Below are 20,324 nucleotides of genomic sequence, written 5' to 3'. Positions count from 1 at the left end.
AGGTGCCTCGTTATTTCGTTTTCGCGAGCAGCTTCTTGCGCTGCTCGGTGAAGTGCCACCACGGCTGGGCAGGCCCGCCGTTCATGAAATCGTGGGCGGCCATGAAGGTGTCGAGCACGCAGGGGTCATGGCGCTGGCCCATCGGGTCGCGCAGGCGGTCGTAGGTCTTGAAGGGGTCCATGGCCTTCACGTGCGCAGGCGTGGGCAGGCCCAGTTGGACGAGATCGGCGGCCACGGCCTTGCCGATGTTGGGGATGTCGGTGAGCTTGAGCGCCTCGGCGGCGCAACGTGCCTTGGCCATCAGGGTGCCTCGCCATCACGCAGCGGGTTGGGCAGGGACAGGCGATCACCGCAATCTCCCTGCGCGCAGGGCAACTGGCCCACCAGTTGCAGATGCAAGCCGGCGGGAAGATCGGCATCGGTGTTGGGCAAGCGCCCCAGCACCTTGACGGCGAGGACGCGCGCACCGGGTTCCCACTTGGCAAGCCCTTCGCCTTCGATCAAGGCAAAGCTGCTCTGGTAGCCGCCGCCAACAGCCATGACGCGGGCACGCGTCGGCGCGACCACATCGTTGAGCTTCACGGCCGTCAGCACGACCTGGTCCTGGTAGCGGAAGGGGTTCTGCGCCAGTGCATTCAGGCCGACCCAGATGCCGGCACCCAATGGCTTGGCAAAAGTCTGCAGGCGCTGCGCATTGGCTTGCTTCTGTGCGTCGCGCTCTTCACGCGCCTGGCGTTGGCGCTGCTGGCTGGCCACGCTGTTGCTGTACTGGGTGAAGTCCTTGCCCGGGTCCAGCGGCAGCGACGCCTCGACAACGATGCCCTTGGGATTGCCGTATTGATCCACCTCCAGATCGGGCTGCGGCGCCATCCGGATACGGATATGGGTGCGCTCACCACCTGGTCGGCCGCGCTCGCGCAGGCGGTCATCGCCACAGCGGAGCTTGAGCTTGTCCAGCGCCGAGCGCAGCATCTGCTTGGCCACGTCGTCAGACACCAGCGCCGGGCCGTCGGCCTGCAGCACGAAGAGCGTGTCGGGCTTGCAGGGGTCGGGATACTTGGTCAGCTCGCTGGTGGCCTCCACCGCCAGGCGCGGGCTCATGCCCTCCAGCTTGGGCAGGGGGCCGAGATCGAACAGCACGTTGTCGCCCCGCAGCGCGCGCGCCTTGAGGCCTTGCGACGGCTCGGGCAGGTAGACGCCGGCGCTGAAACGCCCTGCCCATTCCTCGCGGTGCTGGGGCGAATTGCGCAGTGTCCAGATGGCCTTGCCCTGGCCTTCGGCGAGGCCGTCGCGGCAGGCGCCCTGGTAGCTGAACGCATAGTCGTTGCTGGCCAGATAGGCCGGCGCGGACACCACGCAGCCGCTGGCCGCGTCCTTGTGCTGCGCAGCCTGCGCATGGGAGGCCAGCAGACCCAGCCCCAACGCCAAGAACCAAGCGTGCTTCACAGCGGAATGTTCCCGTGCTTGCGCCACGGGTTCTCCAGCTTCTTGTCCTTCAGCATCGACAGGCTGCGGCAGATGCGTTTGCGCGTCTCGTGCGGCTGGATGACGTCGTCGATGAAGCCGCGGCTGCCGGCGATGAAGGGGTTGGCGAAGCGGGCCTTGTATTCGGCCTCGCGGGCCGCCAGCTTGGCAGGGTCGCCCTTGTCCTCGCGGAAGATGATCTCCACCGCGCCCTTGGCGCCCATCACGGCGATCTCGGCGTTGGGCCAGGCGAAGTTGACGTCGCCGCGCAGGTGCTTGGAGGCCATCACGTCGTAGGCGCCGCCGTAGGCCTTGCGGGTGATGACGGTGATCTTGGGCACCGTGCACTCGGCGTACGCATACAGCAGCTTGGCACCATGCTTGATGATGCCGCCGTACTCCTGTGAGGTGCCAGGCATGAAGCCGGGCACGTCGACGAAAGTGACGACCGGGATGTTGAACGCGTCGCAGAAGCGCACGAAGCGCGCGGCCTTGATGCTGCTCTTGATGTCCAGGCAGCCGGCCAGCACCAGCGGCTGGTTGGCGACGATGCCCACCGTCTGGCCTTCCATGCGCGCAAAGCCGGTGACGATGTTCTTCGCGTAGTCGGGCTGCAGCTCGAAGAAGTCACCGTCGTCGACGACCTTGAGGATCAGTTCCTTGATGTCGTAGGGCTTGTTCGGGTTCTCGGGCACCAGCGTGTCCAGCGACATGTCCAGCCGATTGGCCGGGTCGCCGCTCGGGCGGCATGGCGCCTTCTCGCGGTTGGACAGCGGCAGGTAGTTGAAGAAGCGGCGCAGCATCAACAGCGCCTCGACATCGTTCTCGAACGACAGATCAGCCACGCCGCTGCGGCTGTTGTGCGTGGTGGCGCCGCCCAGTTCCTCGGCGGTCACTTCCTCGTGCGTCACGGTCTTCACGACCTCGGGGCCGGTGACGAACATGTAGCTGCTGTCCCGCACCATGAAGATGAAGTCGGTCATCGCCGGCGAGTAGACCGCGCCGCCGGCGCAGGGGCCCATGATCATGCTGATCTGCGGCACGACGCCGGAGGCCATCACATTGCGCTGGAACACGTCGGCATAACCGCCCAGGGACGCGACACCTTCCTGGATGCGCGCGCCGCCCGAATCGTTCAGGCCGATGACCGGGGCACCGACCTTCATGGCCTGGTCCATCACCTTGCAGATCTTCTCGGCATGGGCTTCGGAGAGCGCGCCGCCGAAGACCGTGAAGTCCTGGCTGAAGGCGAAGGCCAGGCGCCCGTTGATCATGCCGTAGCCGGTCACGACGCCGTCGCCGGGGATCTTGTTGTCCTGCATGCCGAAGTCCACGCAGCGGTGCTCGACGAACATGTCCCATTCCTCGAAGCTGCCTTCGTCGAACAGCAGCTCCAGCCGTTCGCGCGCCGTCAACTTGCCCTTGGCGTGCTGGGCGGCAATGCGCTTCTCGCCACCGCCGAGCCGCGCACGGGCGCGCTTGGCTTCGAGTGCTTGCAGGATGTCTTGCATATGGGTTCAACCCTCGAACGGGAAATTGATCTCCACGCCATTACCGGCGGGGTCTTGGAAGAAGAACTGGTGCTGGCCGGTGACGGGCGAGCGGGACTCGTGGAAGCTCACGCCCAGCGCGCGCAGATGCGCCGCGGTGCCCACCGGGTCAGTGCCGAAGAAGGCCGTGTGGTCGTAGGTCGTCGGGGCGGCGGGGTTCACCGGGCCGCGCACCGCTTCATTGGCCCGCTGCGTGGACAGGTGGACGACCGGGTGGCCGCTGGCATAGAGCCAGTAGCCTGGGCTGTCGAAGTCCGGCCGCGGCCCTTGCTCGAGGCCGAGCACGTCGCGGTAGAAATCGCGCAGCACTGCGAGCAGCTCGGCGGGTGCGCGCAGATTGATGTGATGCAGGCCGGTGATCATGGGTTGCTCCTGAAGGTCGCCAGCAACTGGCGTGCCGCGGTGGATGCCGGCGTGCGGCCTTCGCGCACGGCCGCGGTGGCGGCGTCGAGTTGAGCTTGTACGCCGGGATGCGTGACGAAGGCCAGCTTCAACCCCGACTGGATGCGCGCCCACATCCACGCCAGCGACTGCTCGCGGCGCTTGGCCGCCCAGCCGCCGCTGCCTTCACTCGCTGTGCGCAGTGCAGTCAGCGCGTCCCACACGGGCGCTATGCCATCGGCCTTCAGCGCGCTGATCTTCATGACGCGCTGCGTGGCGTGCGCATGGGTGGGCAGCAGGCGCAGCGCCGACGTGATCTGGGCCTGGGCACGCGTGGCGGCCACGTCGTCCAGGTCGGCCTTGTTGATGACGACCAAGTCGGCCAGTTCCATGACGCCCTTCTTGATGGCCTGCAAATCGTCGCCCGCGTTGGGCAGTTGCAGCAGCAGGTATAGGTCGGTCATGCCGGCCACGGCCGTCTCGCTCTGGCCGACGCCGACCGTCTCGACGATGACGACGTCATAGCCCGCCGCCTCGCACAGCAGCATGGCCTCGCGCGTCTTCTCGGCCACGCCGCCCAGCGTGCCACTGCTGGGACTGGGGCGGATGAAGGCGCGCTGGTCCATGGAAAGCCTTTCCATGCGCGTCTTGTCGCCCAGGATGGCACCGCCGGACAGCGTGCTCGACGGGTCCACCGTCAGCACCGCCACGCGGTGGCCACGTTCCAGCAGGAACATGCCGAAGGCTTCGATGAAGGTGCTCTTGCCCACGCCCGGAACGCCGGAGATGCCCAGGCGCAGCGCGCCGCCGGTGGCGGGCATCAGCGCCGTCAGCAGCGCGTCGGCCTGTTCGCGGTGATCGGCCCGGGTGGACTCGATCAGCGTGATGGCCTTGGCCAGCGCACGGCGGTCGCCGGCTTGCAAGGGTGCCGCAAGGCTCACTCGGCCTCCCAGCGGTATTCGGTGTCGAACTCCTGTTCTTCAACGACGCGGAAGCCGTGGCGGCGATAGAAGTCGTTCGCGCGGCTCTCGCGCAGCGCGGCCAGCGTGATGGGCAGGCCTTGCGACTTGATCTGGTCAAGCACCCACGCGCCCACGCCCTGCCCTTGGGCTGCTGGCCGCAGGTAGAGGTGATGCAGGCGCAGTTCGCCCTCGCGCGGCTCCACGGTGAAGTAGCCGACGCGCTCGCCGTCCACGACGAGGTGCTGCATCCACGCGGGCCGGAACTGGCTCTGCAGCCGTGCCCGCGCGACATCGGGGTTGAAGCGGCCGAGCCGCTCCAGGCTGTCGCGCAGCGCCTCGATGCGCAGGGCCAGCATCGCCTCGAAATCCGCGTCGGCGACGGGCGCCAGCGTGGGCGTCATCAGGCGGCCACCTGTGCGCGGATCTGCTCCAGCACGTCCTTGGCACTCGCCGGGATGGGCGTGCCGGGGCCGTAGATGCCCTTCACGCCCGCCGCGTACAGCATGTCGTAGTCCTGGGCCGGAATGACGCCGCCCACGAACACGATGATGTCGTCCGCGCCCTGCTTCTTCAGCTCGGCAATGATGGCCGGCACCAGCGTCTTGTGCCCGGCCGCCAGCGTCGAGATGCCCACCGCGTGCACGTCGTTCTCTATGGCCTGGCGGGCGCATTCCTCGGGCGTCTGGAACAGCGGGCCGATGTCGACGTCAAAGCCCAGGTCGGCAAAGGCGGTGGCCACGACCTTGGCGCCACGGTCGTGGCCGTCCTGGCCGAGCTTGGCGATCATCACGCGCGGGCGGCGGCCTTGCTCGTCACCAAAGGCCGCGATCTCCTCCTGCAGCTTGGCCCAGCCCTCTGCCGAGTCGTAGGCGGCCGCGTAGACACCGCTGACCTTGTGCGTGTCGGCACGGTGGCGGCCGAATACGGCCTCCAGCGCGTCGGACACCTCGCCCACCGTCGCGCGAAGGCGCACGGCCTTGATGGACAGGTCCAGCAGGTTGCCTTCGCCCGTTTCCGCGGCCTGCGTCAGCGCGGCCAGCGCGGCCTGCACGGCGGCCGTGTCGCGCGTCGCCTTGATGCGGTTCAGGCGCTCTATCTGGCCGTCGCGCACCTTGACGTTGTCCACGTCCAGGATGTCGATGGGGTCTTCCTTGGCCAGCTTGTACTTGTTGACGCCGACGATGACGTCCTGGCCGGAGTCGATGCGCGCCTGCTTCTCGGCTGCACTCGCCTCGATCTTCAGCTTGGCCCAGCCTGAGTCCACCGACTTGATCATGCCGCCCTGGGCATTGACCTCCTCGATGATCTCCCAGGCCTTGTCGGCCATGTCCTGGGTGAGCTTTTCCATCATGTAGCTGCCGGCCCAGGGGTCGACGACGCTGGTGATGTGGGTCTCTTCCTGGATGATGAGCTGGGTGTTGCGCGCGATGCGGCTGCTGAACTCGGTGGGCAGGGCAATGGCCTCGTCCAGCGAGTTGGTGTGCAGGCTCTGCGTGCCGCCGAACACGGCAGCCATGGCTTCGATGGTGGTGCGCACCACGTTGTTGTACGGGTCCTGGGCGGTCAGGCTCCATCCCGAGGTCTGGCAGTGGGTGCGCAGCATCAGGCTCTTAGGCGCGGTCGCGCCGAAGCTCTTCATGATGCGCGTCCACAGCAGCCGCGCCGCACGCATCTTGGCGATCTCGAGATAGAAGTTCATCCCGATGGCCCAGAAGAAGCTCAGGCGCGGCGCGAAGTCGTCGACGCTCAGGCCCTTGGCCATGGCCGTCTTCACATACTCCTGGCCGTCGGCCAGCGTGAAGGCCAGCTCCAGCGCCTGGTTGGCGCCCGCCTCCTGCATGTGATAGCCCGAGATGGAGATGGAGTTGAACTTGGGCATCTCCCGCGCCGTGTACTCAATGATGTCGCCGACGATTCGCATCGACGGCTCCGGCGGGTAGATATAGGTGTTGCGGACCATGAACTCCTTGAGGATGTCGTTCTGGATGGTCCCGGCCAGCTTGTCCTGCGACACGCCCTGCTCTTCCGCCGCCACCACATAGCCGGCCAGCACCGGCAGCACGGCCCCATTCATGGTCATCGAGACCGACACCTTGTCCAGCGGGATGCCGTCGAACAGGATCTTCATGTCCTCCACCGAGTCGATGGCCACGCCGGCCTTGCCAACGTCGCCGGTCACTCTGGGATGGTCGCTGTCGTAGCCGCGGTGGGTCGCCAGGTCAAAGGCCACCGACACGCCCTGGCCGCCGGCGGCGAGTGCCTTTCTATAAAAGGCATTGCTCTCCTCGGCGGTGGAGAAGCCAGCGTACTGGCGGATCGTCCAGGGCCGGGCGGCGTACATCGTCGCCTGCGGGCCGCGCAGGAAGGGCTCGAAGCCGGGCAGCGTGTCAGCGTGCGGCAGGTCGGCCACATCGGCCGCGGTGTAGAGCGGCTTGACCGTCAACCCCTCGGGCGTCACCCAGGTCAGTGCCGCCACGTCACCGCCCGGGGCGGACTTGGCGGCGGCCTTGGTCCATTGCTCCAGCGTGGCAGTCTTGAACTCCGGGGCGTCCCCGGCGCGGCTGTCGTCCGACATCGAAACTCTCCTGTAACTGGGCCGGCATCTTAGCCGACTGATTATTCATAATTATGAATTCAGAATCGCTACACTCGGCCGCCATGCCCGGTTACCTCGACCACGCCCCCCTCGCCGCCTCGGCTCTGTATGAGCAGGTGGCCGACCGCCTTCGCCAGCAGATCCTGGCGCGGGAGCTGGAGCCGGGGTCGTGGATCGACGAGCTCAAGCTCTGCGCCGAGCTGGGTATCAGCCGCACGCCCATGCGCGAGGCGCTGAAGGTGCTGGCCTCCGAGGGCCTGGTGACGATGAAGCTTCGGCGCGGCGCCTATGTGACGGAGATGAGCGAGCGGGACGTCAGGGAAGCCTACCAACTGCTCTCCCTTCTAGAAAGTGACGCCGCCGCCGAAATCTGTGTCCGGGCGACGGATGCCGAGTTGAACGAACTCGGCGAACTGCATCGCGCGCTGGAGGAGGCGTTGCCCGACCGGGATGCCTTCTTCGCCGCCAACGAACGCTTCCACCTGCGTGTGCTGGAGATCGACGGCAACCGCTGGCGGCTGCAGATCGTCGGTGACTTGCGGCGGCTGATGAAGCTCAATCGCCACCATTCGCTGTTCCGGGAGGGACGGCTGGCGGAGTCGCTGGAGGAACACCGCGCCATCGTCCAAGCGCTGCTTGCGCGCGATGCGCAAGCCTGCAGGCAGCTTGTCACGGCCCATTTTTGTAACGGACTGAGCGCCACCCAGACAGCTTTGTGAAGGCAGACGGGCGGTGCGTGAACTGCCACCGAAAGCCCGCGCTTATCGGCGTGTGGCTTCGCTAAGTCCTTACTAGCATGGCAATTACTGGGAAAACCACCCCCGGTCCGGGTGTTCGGGCCGTGGGCGGCGGCCTCGGTTCGGGTTGATTCCGGCCGATTTGAGACTTTGTTCCTCAAGTCAAGCGGGGCCGGCCCGATAACCGATCGAAGCACTTGAAATCTAGGGATACGGCCGTGCCACGGCATTGGCCGGCTGCCCCGGGTTGCAAGCCGCCACCTCCATGAGGGCGTGGCCGTCAGCACAGCAGGTACAACCATGGCAAGCATCGTCCCCTTCATTCCGGTCTCCAAGATCCCTGGCCTCACGACCACGTCGATCCGGGATTTCACGACCGAAGACTGGGCCGCCTTCAGCACCGACCAGCTGATTGCGCTGACCACCGTACAGGCCGCTGTGATCACCTCCAGCGGCCTTTCTGTCTTGAGCAGCGACCAACTGCGCGCTTTCCAGACCGAGGACCTGCGCGCCATTTCGACCGCCTCCATCGGCGGCTTCAATTCCGACCAGATCGGCGTCCTGACGACCGACCAGCTGCAGGCCCTGAGCACCGGCCAGATCCTGCAGCTGAGCACCGCGCAGTTGCAGGGCTTCAATGCCGCCGACATGGTGGCGCTGACCACCGCCCAGGTCGGCGCCCTGACTTCGACGCAGGCCAAGGGTTTCTCCACGGACCAGCTGTCGGCCCTGGAAGCGACGGACATCAAGTTCCTGTCCACGGCCGCGCTGCGCGCCCTGACCAGCACCCAGCTGGACGGTCTCACCAGCGACCAGCTGCGCGCCCTGTCTTCCAGCCAGATCCTCGCGCTGACCACCGCCCAGGTCAGCACCTTGAACACCGACGACCTCAACACCCTGACGTCGGACCAGTTCAACAAGTTCAGCACGGCCCAGGTGCAGTCGCTGACGACCAGCCAGCTCAGCCACCTGACGACGGATGGCCTGAACGCGATGGGCTCGGCCCAGTTCGCCGCTCTGTCCTCCCTGCAGGTCGGTTCGCTGACCTCCGACCAACTGCCCAAGATGGAGAGCGCCGATCTGCGCGCCATCACGACGGTGGCGCTGCGCGGCCTGAGTTCCGATCAGATCCAGACCCTCACCTCCGACGAGGTGGGCGCTTTGACGACCGGCCAGATCGCCGCGCTGACCACGGCCCAGGTGCGAGGCCTGACGGCTGGTGACATGACGGCCCTGGACACTGCCCAGGTGGCCGTGCTGAGCTCGGCCCAGGTCGCCCAGCTGAACACTGATCAGTTGTCCGCCATCGATGCGGCCGACATGAAGTCACTGACGACGGTCGCCCTGCGGGCGCTCACCAGCACCCAGCTGGACGGCCTGACCAGCGACCAGTTGCGTGCCCTGAGCTCGGGCCAGATCAATGCCCTGACCACCGACCAGGTCCGCACGCTGAACACGGACGACCTGAACAGCTTGTCGTCCGACCAGTTCAACAAGCTCTCCACCGCCCAGGTCGCCGTGCTGACGACGGCCCAGTTGAGCCACCTGACGACGGACAGCCTCAACGCGATGGGCTCGACCCAGTTCGCCGCTCTGAACTCGGCCCAGTTCAGCGCGCTGACGTCCGACCAGCTGCCGACGATGGAGACGGCCGACCTGCGCGCCGTCACCACCGCCGCGCTGCGCGGCCTCTCCTCCGACCAGATCCAGACCCTGACCTCCGACGAGGTGGGCGCCCTGACGACGGCCCAGATCGCCACGTTGACGACGGCCCAGGTCAAGGGCCTGACGGCCGGCGACATGACGGCCCTGGGCACCGCCCAGATCGCCGCCCTGGGCTCGGCCCAGGTGTCGGCCCTGAACACCGACCAGCTGTCGGCCATCGAGGCCGCCGACATGAAGTCGCTGAGCACGGCCGCCTTGCGTGGCCTGACCAGCACCCAGCTGGATGGCCTGACCAGCGATCAACTGCGTGCCCTGACCTCTGGCCAGATCAACGCGCTGACGACCGACCAGATCCGCACGCTGAACACGGACGACCTCAACAGCCTGGCGTCCGACCAGTTCAACAAGCTCTCCACCGCCCAGGTCGCCGCGCTGACGACGGCGCAGCTGAGCCACCTGACGACGGACAGCCTCAACGCCATGGGCTCGGCCCAGTTCGCGACGCTGAACTCCACGCAGTTCGGCTCGCTGACCTCTGACCAGCTGCCGACGATGGAGACGGCCGACCTGCGCGCCGTCACGACCGCGGCACTGCGCGGCCTCTCCTCCGACCAGATCCAGACGCTGACCTCCGACGAGGTGGGCGTCCTGACCACGGGCCAGATCGCTGCGCTGACCACGGCCCAAGTGCAAGGCCTGACGGCCGGCGACATGACGGCCCTGGGCACCGCCCAGATCGCCGCCCTGGGCTCGGCCCAGGTGTCGGCCCTGAACACTGACCAGTTGTCCGCCATCGAGGCGGCTGACATGAAATCGCTGAGCACGGCCGCCCTGCGTGGCCTGACCAGCACCCAGCTGGACGGCCTCACCAGCGACCAGCTGCGTGCCCTGACCTCCAGCCAGATCAACGCGCTGACCACCGACCAGGTCCGCACGCTGAATACGGACGACCTCAACAGCCTCACGTCCGACCAGTTCAACAAGCTTTCCACCGCCCAGGTCGCCGTGCTGACGACGGCTCAGCTGAGCAGCCTGGCCACCGACAACCTCAACGCGATGGGTTCGGCCCAGTTCGCGACGCTGAACTCCAGCCAGTTCGGTTCGCTGACGTCGGACCAGTTGCCCAAGATGGAGACGGCCGACCTGCGCTCGGTCACGACCGCCGCGTTGCGCGGCCTCTCTTCCGACCAGATCCTGACGCTGAGCTCCGACGAGGTGTCCAGCCTCACGACCGCCCAGATCGGCTCACTCAGCACCTCTCAAGTGCAGGGCCTGACGGCCGGCGACATGACCGCCCTGGGCACCGCCCAGATCGGCGTGCTGAGCTCGACCCAGGCCCAGGCGCTGAACACCGACCAGTTGGCCGCCATCGAGACCGGCGACGTCCGCTTCCTGTCCACGGCCGCCCTGCGCGCCCTGACCAGCACACAGCTGGATGGCCTCACCTCCGACCAACTGCGCGCCCTCTCCTCCAGCCAGATCAACTCGCTGACCACTGCCCAGGTCAGCACGTTGAACACCGACGACCTGAACAGCTTCACGTCCGACCAGTTCAACAAGCTGTCCACCGCCCAGGTCCAGTCGCTGACGACCACCCAGCTCAGCCATCTGGCCACCGACAGCCTCAATGCGATGGGCTCATCGCAGTTCGCGACGCTGAGCTCGGCCCAGTTCGGTTCGCTGACCAGCGACCAGTTGCCCAAGCTGGAGACGGCCGACCTGCGCGCCGTCACGACCGCGGCCCTGGCCGGCCTGACCTCCGACCAGATCCTGACGCTGACCTCCGACGAGGTGGCCGGCCTGTCGACCGGCCAGATCGCCTCGCTGTCGGCCAGCCAGGTCAAGGGCCTGACGGCCGGCGACATGACGGCGCTGAGCAGCGCCCAGGTGGCCGCCCTGAGTTCGGTTCAAGCCGCCGCGCTGAATACCGACCAACTGTCCGCCATCGATGCGGCCGACATGAAGTCGATGACGACGGCCGCCCTGCGCGCCCTGTCGAGCACCCAGATCGATGGCCTGACCAGCGACCAGTTGCGCGCCCTCACCAGCGCCCAGCTCAACGCGCTGACCACCAGCCCGCAGATCGTCGGCCTCAATACCGATGACCTCAATGTCCTGACGACGGACCAAATTGCCCGACTGTCGACCGCGCAGATCCAGGCGCTGACGACCACGCAGCTGAGCAACCTGGTCACCGACAGCCTGAATGCGATGGGCTCGGCCCAGTTCGCCACGCTGTCTTCCAACCAGTTCGGCTCGCTGACGACCGACCAGCTCTCCAAGATGGAGACGGCCGACCTGCGCGCGGTCACGACCGCTGCACTGCGCGGCCTGAGTTCCGATCAGGTCCAGTCGCTGAGCTCGGACGAAGTGAGTTCGTTGACCACTGCCCAGGTGGCCGCACTGACGACGGCCCAGGTCAAGGGCCTGACCGCCGGCGACATGACGGCGCTCGGCACCGCCCAGGTGGCCGCACTGAGTTCGGCCCAGGCCCAGAACCTGTCGACCGATCAGCTCTCCGCCATCGAAGCCGCCGACATGAAGTCGCTGACGACGGCCGCCCTGCGTGCCCTGTCCAGCACCCAGCTCGACGGCCTGACCTCGGATCAACTGCGCGCGCTGAGCTCCAGCCAGATCAACTCGCTGACCACCGACCAGGTCCGCACGCTGAACACGGACGACCTCAACAGCCTCACGTCCGACCAGTTCAACAAGCTCTCCACCGCCCAGGTGCAAGTGCTGACGACCGCTCAGCTGAGCAACCTGACGACGGACAACCTCAATGCGATGGGCTCGGCCCAGTTCGCCACGCTGAATTCGTCGCAACTGGGTTCGCTGACGTCGGACCAGTTGCCCAAGATGGAGACGGCCGATCTGCGCGCCGTCACGACTGCGGCACTGGCGGGCCTGAGCTCCGACCAGATCCTGACGTTGACCTCCGACGAGGTGGCGGGCCTGTCCACGGGACAGATTGCTTCGCTGTCCGCCACGCAAGTCAAGGGCCTGACGGCCGGTGACATGACGGCCCTGTCCACGGCCCAAGTTGGCGTGCTGAGCTCTAGCCAAGCGGCCGCATTGAGCACGGATCAGCTGTCAGCCATCGAGGCGGCCGACATGAAGTCGCTGACGACGGCCGCCCTGCGCGCCCTGTCCAGCACCCAGTTGGACGGCCTGACCTCGGACCAGTTGCGCGCGCTGAGCTCCAGCCAGATCAACTCGCTGACCACCGACCAGGTCCGCACGCTGAACACGGACGATCTCAACAGCCTGTCGTCCGACCAGTTCAACAAGCTTTCCACTGCCCAGATCCAGGTGCTGACGACCACTCAGCTCAGCAACCTGACGACGGACAACCTCAACGCCCTGGGCACGGCCCAGTTCGCATCGCTGAATTCCACGCAATTCGGTTCACTGACGTCTGACCAGTTGCCCAAGCTGGAAACCGCCGACCTGCGTCCTCGGATCAGGTGCTGACGCTGAGCTCCGATGAGGTGTCCAGCCTCACGACCGCCCAGATCGGCTCGCTGACCACCAGCCAGATCCAAGGCCTGACGGCTGCCGACATGACGGCCCTGGGCACCGCCCAGGTGGCCGTGCTGAGTTCGGCCCAGGCGCAGTCGCTGTCCACCGACCAGCTGTCGGCCATCGACGCGGCCGACATGAAGTCGTTGACGACGGCCGCCCTGCGCGCCCTGAGCAGCACCCAGCTCGACGGCCTGACCAGCGACCAGCTGCGTGGCCTGACCAGCACCCAGCTCAACGCGCTGACGACCAGCCCGCAGATCGTCAGCCTCAACACTGACGACCTCAACGTCCTGACGACGGATCAGATCTCCCGCCTGTCGACCTCGCAGATCCAGGCGCTGACGACGACGCAGCTGTCCAACCTGGCCACGGACAGCCTCAACGCGATGGGCTCGGCCCAGTTCGCGACACTGTCCTCCAGCCAGTTCGGCTCGCTGACGACCGACCAGCTGTCCAAGCTGGAAACGGCCGACCTGCGTGCCGTCACGACCAATGCGCTGCGCGGCCTGAGTTCAGGTGGCGGCCTTCACGACCGCCCAGGTCAAGGGTCTCACCGCCGCCGACATGACGGCGCTCGGCACCGCCCAGGTCGCGGCGCTGAACTCGGCCCAGGCCGCTGCGCTGAACACGGACCAGCTCTCGGCCATCGATGCGGCCGACATGAAGTCACTGACGACGGCCTCCCTGCGTGCGCTGTCCAGCGCCCAGATCGATGGCCTGACCAGCGATCAGCTGCGGGCGCTGACAAGTGCCCAGCTCAACGCGCTGACCACCAGTCCGCAGATCATCAGCCTCAGCACGGATGACCTCAACGTGCTGACGACGGATCAGATCGCCCGCCTGTCGACCTCGCAGATCCAGGCGCTGACGACGACCCAGCTGAGCAACCTGGTCACCGACAGCCTCAACGCGATGGGCTCGGCCCAGTTCGCCACGCTGTCTTCCAACCAGTTCGGCGCCCTGGGCACCGATCAGCTCTCCAAGATGGAGACGGCCGATCTGCGCGCGGTCACGACCAATGCGCTGCGCGGCCTGAGCTCCGATCAGGTCCAGTCGCTGACGTCCGACGAAGTCGGTTCGATGACGACGGCCCAGATCGCCACGTTGACGACGGCCCAGGTCAAGGGCCTGACGGCCGGCGACATGACGGCGCTCGGTACCGCCCAGGTGGCCGCGCTGAGCTCGGCCCAGGCCCAGAACCTGTCGACCGACCAGCTGTCCGCCATCGAAGCCGCCGACATGAAGTCGCTGACGACGGCGGCTCTGCGCTCGCTGTCCAGCACCCAGCTCGACGGCCTGACCTCGGACCAGCTGCGCGCGCTGAGCTCCAGCCAGATCAACTCGCTGACCACCGACCAGGTCCGCACGCTGAACACGGACGACCTCAACAGCCTCACGTCCGACCAGTTCAACAAGCTCTCCACCGCCCAGGTGCAAGTGCTGACGACCGCTCAGCTGAGCAACCTGACGACGGACAACCTCAATGCAATGGGCTCGGCCCAGTTCGCCACGCTGTCGTCCACCCAGTTCGGTTCGCTGACGTCCGACCAGCTGCCCAAGCTGGAGACGGCCGACCTGCGCGCCGTCACGACCGCCGCACTGCGCGGCCTGAGCTCGGACCAGATCCTGACGCTGAGCTCCGATGAGGTCTCCAGCCTGAGCACCGCCCAGATCGGTTCGCTCACGACGTCCCAGGTCCAGGGCCTGACGGCCGCTGACATGACGGCCCTGGGCACCGCCCAGGTGGCCGTGCTGAGCTCGGCCCAGGCGGCCGCACTGAACACGGATCAACTGTCCGCCATCGACGCGGCTGACATGAAGTCGCTGACAACGGCCGCCCTGCGCGCCCTCAGCAGCACCCAACTCGACGGCCTGACCTCGGATCAGTTGCGGGCCCTGTCTTCCAGCCAGATCAATGCCCTGACCACCGACCAGGTCCGCACGCTGAACACGGACGACCTCAACAGCCTGTCGTCCGACCAGTTCAACAAGCTCTCCACCGCCCAGGTCCAGGTGCTGACCACCACGCAGCTCAGCAACCTGACGACAGACAACCTGAATGCGATGGGTTCGGCCCAGTTCGCCTCGCTGTCATCCACCCAGTTCGGTTCGCTGACCTCCGACCAGTTGCCCAAGCTCGAGACAGCCGACCTGCGTGCGGTCACGACCGCCGCGCTGCGCGGCCTGAGTTCGGACCAGATCCTGACGCTGAGTTCCGATGAAGTCTCCAGCCTCAGCACCGCCCAGATCGGCTCGCTGACGACGTCGCAGGTCCAGGGATTGACGGCCGCCGACATGACGGCCCTGTCCACGGCCCAGGTTGCTGTGCTGAGCTCGGCCCAGGTCCAGTCGCTGTCCACCGACCAGCTGGCAGCCATCGACGCGTCCGACATGAAGTCGTTGACGACGGCCGCGTTGCGAGCCCTGTCCAGCACCCAGATCGATGGCTTGACCAGCGATCAGCTGCGCGGCCTCAGCAGCACACAGCTCAATGCGCTGACCACCAACCCGCAGATCATCGGCCTCAACACCGATGACCTGAACGTGCTGACGACGGACCAGATCGCCCGCCTGTCGACCTCGCAGATCCAGGCGCTGACGACCTCGCAGCTGAGCAACCTGGTCACCGACAGCCTCAACGCGATGGGCTCGGCCCAGTTCGCGACGCTGTCGTCCAGCCAGTTCGGCTCGCTGACGACCGACCAGCTGTCCAAGCTGGAAACGGCCGACCTGCGTGCCGTCACGACCAATGCGCTGCGCGGCCTGAGTTCCGACCAGGTCCAGTCGCTGACCTCCGACGAGGTGTCCAGCCTGTCCACGGGCCAGGTGGCGGCCTTCACGACCGCCCAGGTCAAGGCCTGAGTTCCGACCAGGTCCAGTCGCTGACCTCCGACGAGGTGTCCAGCCTGTCCACGGGCCAGGTGGCGGCCTTCACGACCGCCCAGGTCAAGGGCCTCACCGCGGCCGATATGACCGCCCTGTCCACCGCTCAGGTCGCGGCGCTGAGCTCGGCGCAGGCCCAGAACCTGTCGACCGACCAACTCTCGGCCATCGATGCGGCTGACATGAAGTCGCTGACGACGGCGGCCCTTCGGGCCCTCGGCAGCGCACAGCTGGACGGCCTGACCAGCGACCAACTGCGCGCCCTGACAAGTGCTCAGATCAACTCGCTGACGACCGACCAGGTCCGCACGTTGAACACGGACGACCTCAACAGCCTCACGTCCGACCAGTTCAACAAGCTCTCCACCGCCCAGGTCGCCGTACTGACGACGGCCCAGCTGAGCAGCTTGGCCAGCGACAACCTCAACGCCATGGGGACGGCCCAGTTCGCGACGCTGAACTCCAGTCAGTTCGGTTCGCTGACCTCCGACCAGTTGCCCAAGCTGGAGACGGCCGACCTGCGCGCCGTCACCACGGCAGCGCTGCGTGGCCTGTCTTCGGATCAGATCCTGACACTGAGCTCCGACGAGGTCTCCAGCCTCAGCACCGCCCAGATCGGCTCGCTCACGACGTCCCAGGTCCAGGGCCTGACGGCCGCCGACATGACGGCCCTGGGCACCGCCCAGGTGGCCGTGCTGAACTCCGCCCAGGCGTTTGCGCTGAGCACCGATCAGCTGTCCGCCATCGAGACCGGCGACATCCGCTTCCTGACCACGACCGCGCTGCGCGCCCTGACCAGCACCCAGCTGGATGGCCTGACCAGCGACCAGCTGCAATCGCTGACCTCGGCGCAGGTGAACTCGCTGACGACGGCCCAGCTGTCGACGATGAATAGCGACGACCTGAACGCGTTCACGACCGACCAGTTCGCTCGCATGAGCACGGGCCAGGTCCAGGCGTTGACGGCCGGCCAGCTGTCGCACCTGACGACGGACGATCTGACGGCCCTGGGAACACAGCACTACGCGGTGATGAACGCGACCCAGTTCGGTTCGCTGACAACCGACCAGCTGCCGAATCTGCAGACGGCCGACCTGCGCGCGGTGACGACGGCGGCGCTGTCGAGCCTGAACTCGGATCAGATCGCCTCGCTGCAGACCGAGCACATCGCCGCGCTCAGCACGGCCCAGGTGTTGTCGCTGTCCACCGCACAGATCCAGGGCCTGGCCGCAGCCGACCTGACGGCCATGGGCTCGGCGCAGATCTCGGTGCTGACCACGGCCCAGGTGAACTCGCTGTCCACCGACCAGATCGTGGCCATCGACTCCGATGACCTGGCCAAGCTGACTTCGGCATCGCTGCAGGCCATCACCAACACCCAGCTGGGTGCGCTGACCACCGATCAGCTGACCGGCCTGGGCACCCGCGTGTCGGTGCTGACGACCAGCCAGATCAACAACCTGGCCACCGACGACCTGAACACCTTCACGACGGCGCAGTTCGCGTCCTTGACCTCCACCCAGGTCAAGGCCTTCACGAACTCGCAGATCGCGGCGCTGGAAACCGACGACCTGCGCGCACTGACCACGGCCCACGTCGCCGCGATGAGCAATGCGCAAATCCAGGCCATCACCAGCGACCAGTTCAGCACGCTGAAGGCGACGCAGATCACGGCGCTGACCACGGCGCAGGCAGCGGCCTTGACCACGGATCAGATCCACAGCCTCACGACCGATCAGATCAGCGGCCTGGAAACCCGCGACATCACCGCCATGAGCATGGCTCAGCTCGACGCGCTGCAAGGCACGACCTTCGGCGAAATGAGCGCGGCGCAGATGAACGCCTACTTCAACGTCACGCCCATCGTGCTCGACCTGGATGGCCACGGCGTCAACACGCTGGCCGCCGCCCAGGGCGTCAACTTCGACCTGCTTGGCACCGGCCAGGCCAACAAGGTGGGCTGGGTGGCTGGCGGCGATGGCCTGCTGGTGATGGACCGCAACCATGACGGCCTCATCAACAGCGGCGGTGAACTCTTCGGCATGGGCACCGTGCTGGCCAACGGCAAGCATGCCAAGGATGGCTACGCCGCCATGGCCGAACAGGACAGCAACCATGACGGCAAGCTCGACAGCCACGACGCCAACTGGAAGCAGCTGCAGGTCTGGGTCGACGCTAACCACGACGGCAAGACCGACGCCGGCGAGCTGAAGACGCTGGACCAGCTGGGCATCACCTCGCTCGACCTGAACGCCACCAAGGGCTCCGGGTCAGACAGCGGCAACCTCATCGGCCTGGTGTCCAGCTACACGACGACCGACGGCAGCAAGCACGACGTGGCCGACGTCTGGTTCGCCAAGGACGTGCAGCCGCAGAAGGCCGATGACGGCAAGGACGCGACGGTCAGCCTGCACGACGTTCTGGCACCGCCGACCGCCCCGCTGCTCGGTGCCGAGCACGTCGACCTGGCCAAGGCGGCCGTGCCGCACCCGTCGGCCGACGCCCACCTTGCGGCCATCGACCGCAAGCTGGCCGAGGACGACGAGCACCGGCGCAACAACGGCGGCAACTGGGTGTGAAGTCCGTGAATTCGTTCAAGCCCATTCGGCGCAGCTGCCGAACGGTCGACCTTGGGTCGAGAAACCCGGTCTTTTTGCCGATTGGTTCCGAGGACTCGTCCCTAGCATGACAACACGAGCCCACCTCATCGCGGCGCTCCAGGCGGGATCGCATCCCGCCTGCGGCCGCATTGGGTTGGGTTCGGGTTTCAATTTTTTTGTATCTCTGGCACGTCTTGGCTGCTCGACGCGCCGGGGCACAGGCTCCGCTCAGAACAACGCCTCCAGTTTCGGGGGTGGGCCAGCGATGGTCCAACGCCGCCACGCCGCAAGGCAAGGCGGCCATCAGTACAGGTGAGAAAACATGTCAACCGTCATCCCCGGCATTTCGCCATCTGTCATCCCGAACCTCAGCACGACGACGATCCGCAATTGGACGACGGAAGACTACGCCGCCCTCAGCACCGACCAGCTGATCGCGTTCACCACCGCGCAGGCCTCGGTCATCCTTTCCAGCAGCCTGGCGGTCCTGAAGAGCGACCAGATCCGGGCCTTCCAGACCGAAGACCTGCGGGCCATCGCGACCAGCGCCCTGGCCGGCTTCAGCTCTGACCAGATCCAGGCCCTCAAGACCGACCAGGTCCAGGCCCTGAGCACCTCGCAGATCGCCGTCCTGTCGACGGCCCAGATCCAGGGCCTGAGCAGCGCCGACATGGTGGCGCTGACCTCCGGGCAGATCGGCGCGTTGACGTCCGCCCAGCTGGGCAACCTCTCCACGGCCCAGATCGCCGCCATCGAGACGGTCGACATCAAGTCGATCACCACCGCTGCGCTGCGCAACCTGTCGTCCACCCAGCTGGACGCCTTCACCAGCGACCAGCTCCGCGCCCTTTCCAGTGGCCAGGTCAATTCATTGACGACGAGTCAGGTCAATACGCTCGGTACGGCTGACCTGAACAGCCTGAGCAGCAGCCAGTTCGCCAACCTCTCCACAGCCCAGGCCCAGGCCCTGACCGCCACCCAGCTCGGCAACCTGGCCACCGACAACCTGAACGCGCTGGGCACGGGCCATTTCGCCGTGCTGTCGTCGACCCAGTTCGGCGGGCTGACGACCGGTCAGCTGAGCAAGCTGGAAACGGCCGACCTGCGCGCCGTCACGACGGCTGCGCTCAACGGCCTGTCCTCCGACCAGGTCGGTGCGCTGGCCAGCGACGCCGTGGGCTCGCTGACCACCGCACAGGTCGGCTCGCTGGGTACCGCCCAGATCAAGGGCCTGACCACGGGCGACATGGTCGCCCTGACCTCGGCCCAGGTCGCCTCGCTGACCTCGACCCAGGCCGGCAGCCTTTCCACGGCCCAGATTGCCGCCATCGAGACGGCTGACATCAAGTCGCTGACGACCGGCGCCCTGCGCAATCTGTCCTCCGACCAGCTCGATGCCTTCACCAGCGATCAGCTGCGCGCGCTGAGCAGCGGTCAGGTCAATTCGCTGACAACCGGCCAGATCAACACCCTGGGCACGGCCGACCTGAACAGCCTGACCAGCAGCCAGTTCTCCAATCTGTCCTCGGGCCAGGTCCAGGCGCTGACCAACACCCAGCTTGCCAATCTGGCGACGGACAACCTCAACGCCCTGGGCACCGCCCAATTCGCGGCCCTGTCGTCCAGCCAGTTCGGTGCGCTGACCACCGGCCAGCTCGGCAAGCTCGAAACCGCTGACCTGCGCGCCGTCACGACGGCAGCCCTCAATGGTCTGTCCTCCGACCAGGTCGGCGCCCTCGCCAGCGACGCCGTCGGCTCGATGACCACGGCACAAGTCGCCTCGCTGGGCACCGCCCAGATCAAGGGCCTGACCACGGGCGACATGGTCGCCCTGACCTCGGCCCAGGTCGCCTCGCTGACCTCGACCCAGGCCGGCAGCCTTTCCACGGCCCAGATTGCCGCTGACGCGACGCCGGGCCAGATCGAGGCACCGCCCAGATCAAGGGCCTGACCACGGGCGA

12 protein-coding genes and 1 pseudogene are annotated in these 20,324 nt (G+C 66.7%); 6 read left to right on the top strand and 7 right to left on the bottom strand.

The window, feature by feature from the left end; all coding sequences use genetic code 11:
• Nucleotides 1-10: 10 nt before the first annotated feature.
• From ASC91_RS11470 to scpA, 7 genes are read right to left on the bottom strand one after another with little or no spacing between them, the layout of a single operon-like run.
• Complete coding sequence (locus tag ASC91_RS11470) at nt 11-301, bottom strand: helix-hairpin-helix domain-containing protein (RefSeq protein WP_056196616.1); 291 nt, start codon at nt 299-301, stop codon at nt 11-13.
• On the bottom strand, nt 301-1,446 hold the full coding sequence (locus ASC91_RS11465) for a hypothetical protein (protein ID WP_157281470.1): 1,146 nt from the start codon (nt 1,444-1,446) through the stop codon (nt 301-303). The genes ASC91_RS11470 and ASC91_RS11465 overlap by 1 nt, the downstream gene beginning before the upstream one ends.
• Nucleotides 1,443-2,975: an acyl-CoA carboxylase subunit beta gene (locus ASC91_RS11460; RefSeq protein ID WP_056196610.1), complete on the bottom strand. Its 1,533-nt coding sequence runs from the start codon at nt 2,973-2,975 to the stop codon at nt 1,443-1,445. The genes ASC91_RS11465 and ASC91_RS11460 overlap by 4 nt, the downstream gene beginning before the upstream one ends.
• Before the next feature lie 6 nt (nt 2,976-2,981).
• The gene (locus ASC91_RS11455) at nt 2,982-3,377 is read right to left on the bottom strand and encodes a VOC family protein (protein ID WP_056196607.1); all 396 of its coding nucleotides are present in this window, start codon (nt 3,375-3,377) and stop codon (nt 2,982-2,984) included.
• A complete protein-coding gene (gene meaB, locus ASC91_RS11450; RefSeq protein WP_235531960.1) occupies nt 3,374-4,336 on the bottom strand; it encodes a methylmalonyl Co-A mutase-associated GTPase MeaB in 963 nt (320 codons plus the stop codon). Before meaB ends, ASC91_RS11455 begins: the two co-directional genes overlap by 4 nt.
• Nucleotides 4,333-4,758 carry a GNAT family N-acetyltransferase gene (locus tag ASC91_RS11445; protein WP_235531959.1) on the bottom strand — a complete coding sequence of 142 codons (426 nt, stop codon included), beginning with the start codon at nt 4,756-4,758 and terminating at the stop codon, nt 4,333-4,335. The genes meaB and ASC91_RS11445 overlap by 4 nt, the downstream gene beginning before the upstream one ends.
• A complete protein-coding gene (scpA, locus tag ASC91_RS11440; protein WP_056196600.1) occupies nt 4,758-6,932 on the bottom strand; it encodes a methylmalonyl-CoA mutase in 2,175 nt (724 codons plus the stop codon). The genes ASC91_RS11445 and scpA overlap by 1 nt, the downstream gene beginning before the upstream one ends.
• Before the next feature lie 83 nt (nt 6,933-7,015).
• Between scpA and ASC91_RS11435 the strand changes: the two genes are divergently transcribed.
• The 6 genes and pseudogenes from ASC91_RS11435 to ASC91_RS11405 all read left to right on the top strand — a co-directional run bounded on the left by ASC91_RS11435 (nt 7,016) and on the right by ASC91_RS11405 (nt 20,314).
• Nucleotides 7,016-7,672 carry a GntR family transcriptional regulator gene (locus tag ASC91_RS11435; RefSeq protein ID WP_056196597.1) on the top strand — a complete coding sequence of 219 codons (657 nt, stop codon included), beginning with the start codon at nt 7,016-7,018 and terminating at the stop codon, nt 7,670-7,672.
• Between the two features lie 318 nt (nt 7,673-7,990).
• The gene (locus tag ASC91_RS11430) at nt 7,991-12,829 is read left to right on the top strand and encodes an S-layer family protein (RefSeq protein WP_056196594.1); all 4,839 of its coding nucleotides are present in this window, start codon (nt 7,991-7,993) and stop codon (nt 12,827-12,829) included.
• A gap of 89 nt (nt 12,830-12,918) precedes the next feature.
• Nucleotides 12,919-13,329 (top strand): annotated as a pseudogene (locus ASC91_RS30920) (heme utilization protein); the annotation flags it as partial.
• A 115-nt stretch (nt 13,330-13,444) separates the two neighbouring features.
• The gene (locus tag ASC91_RS11415; RefSeq protein WP_162247773.1) at nt 13,445-15,742 is read left to right on the top strand and encodes a heme utilization protein; all 2,298 of its coding nucleotides are present in this window, start codon (nt 13,445-13,447) and stop codon (nt 15,740-15,742) included.
• A gap of 35 nt (nt 15,743-15,777) precedes the next feature.
• Nucleotides 15,778-18,342: a hypothetical protein gene (locus ASC91_RS11410; protein ID WP_056196584.1), complete on the top strand. Its 2,565-nt coding sequence runs from the start codon at nt 15,778-15,780 to the stop codon at nt 18,340-18,342.
• A gap of 343 nt (nt 18,343-18,685) precedes the next feature.
• Complete coding sequence (locus tag ASC91_RS11405) at nt 18,686-20,314, top strand: hypothetical protein (protein WP_056196580.1); 1,629 nt, start codon at nt 18,686-18,688, stop codon at nt 20,312-20,314.
• Nucleotides 20,315-20,324 lie beyond the last annotated feature (10 nt).

It is taken from the genome of Pelomonas sp. Root1237 (assembly GCF_001425055.1).
Taxonomy (GTDB): Bacteria; Pseudomonadota; Gammaproteobacteria; order Burkholderiales; family Burkholderiaceae_C; genus Pelomonas.
Note: the sequence above shows the minus strand (reverse complement) of the source record. Positions and strands in the feature narration are given on the sequence as shown.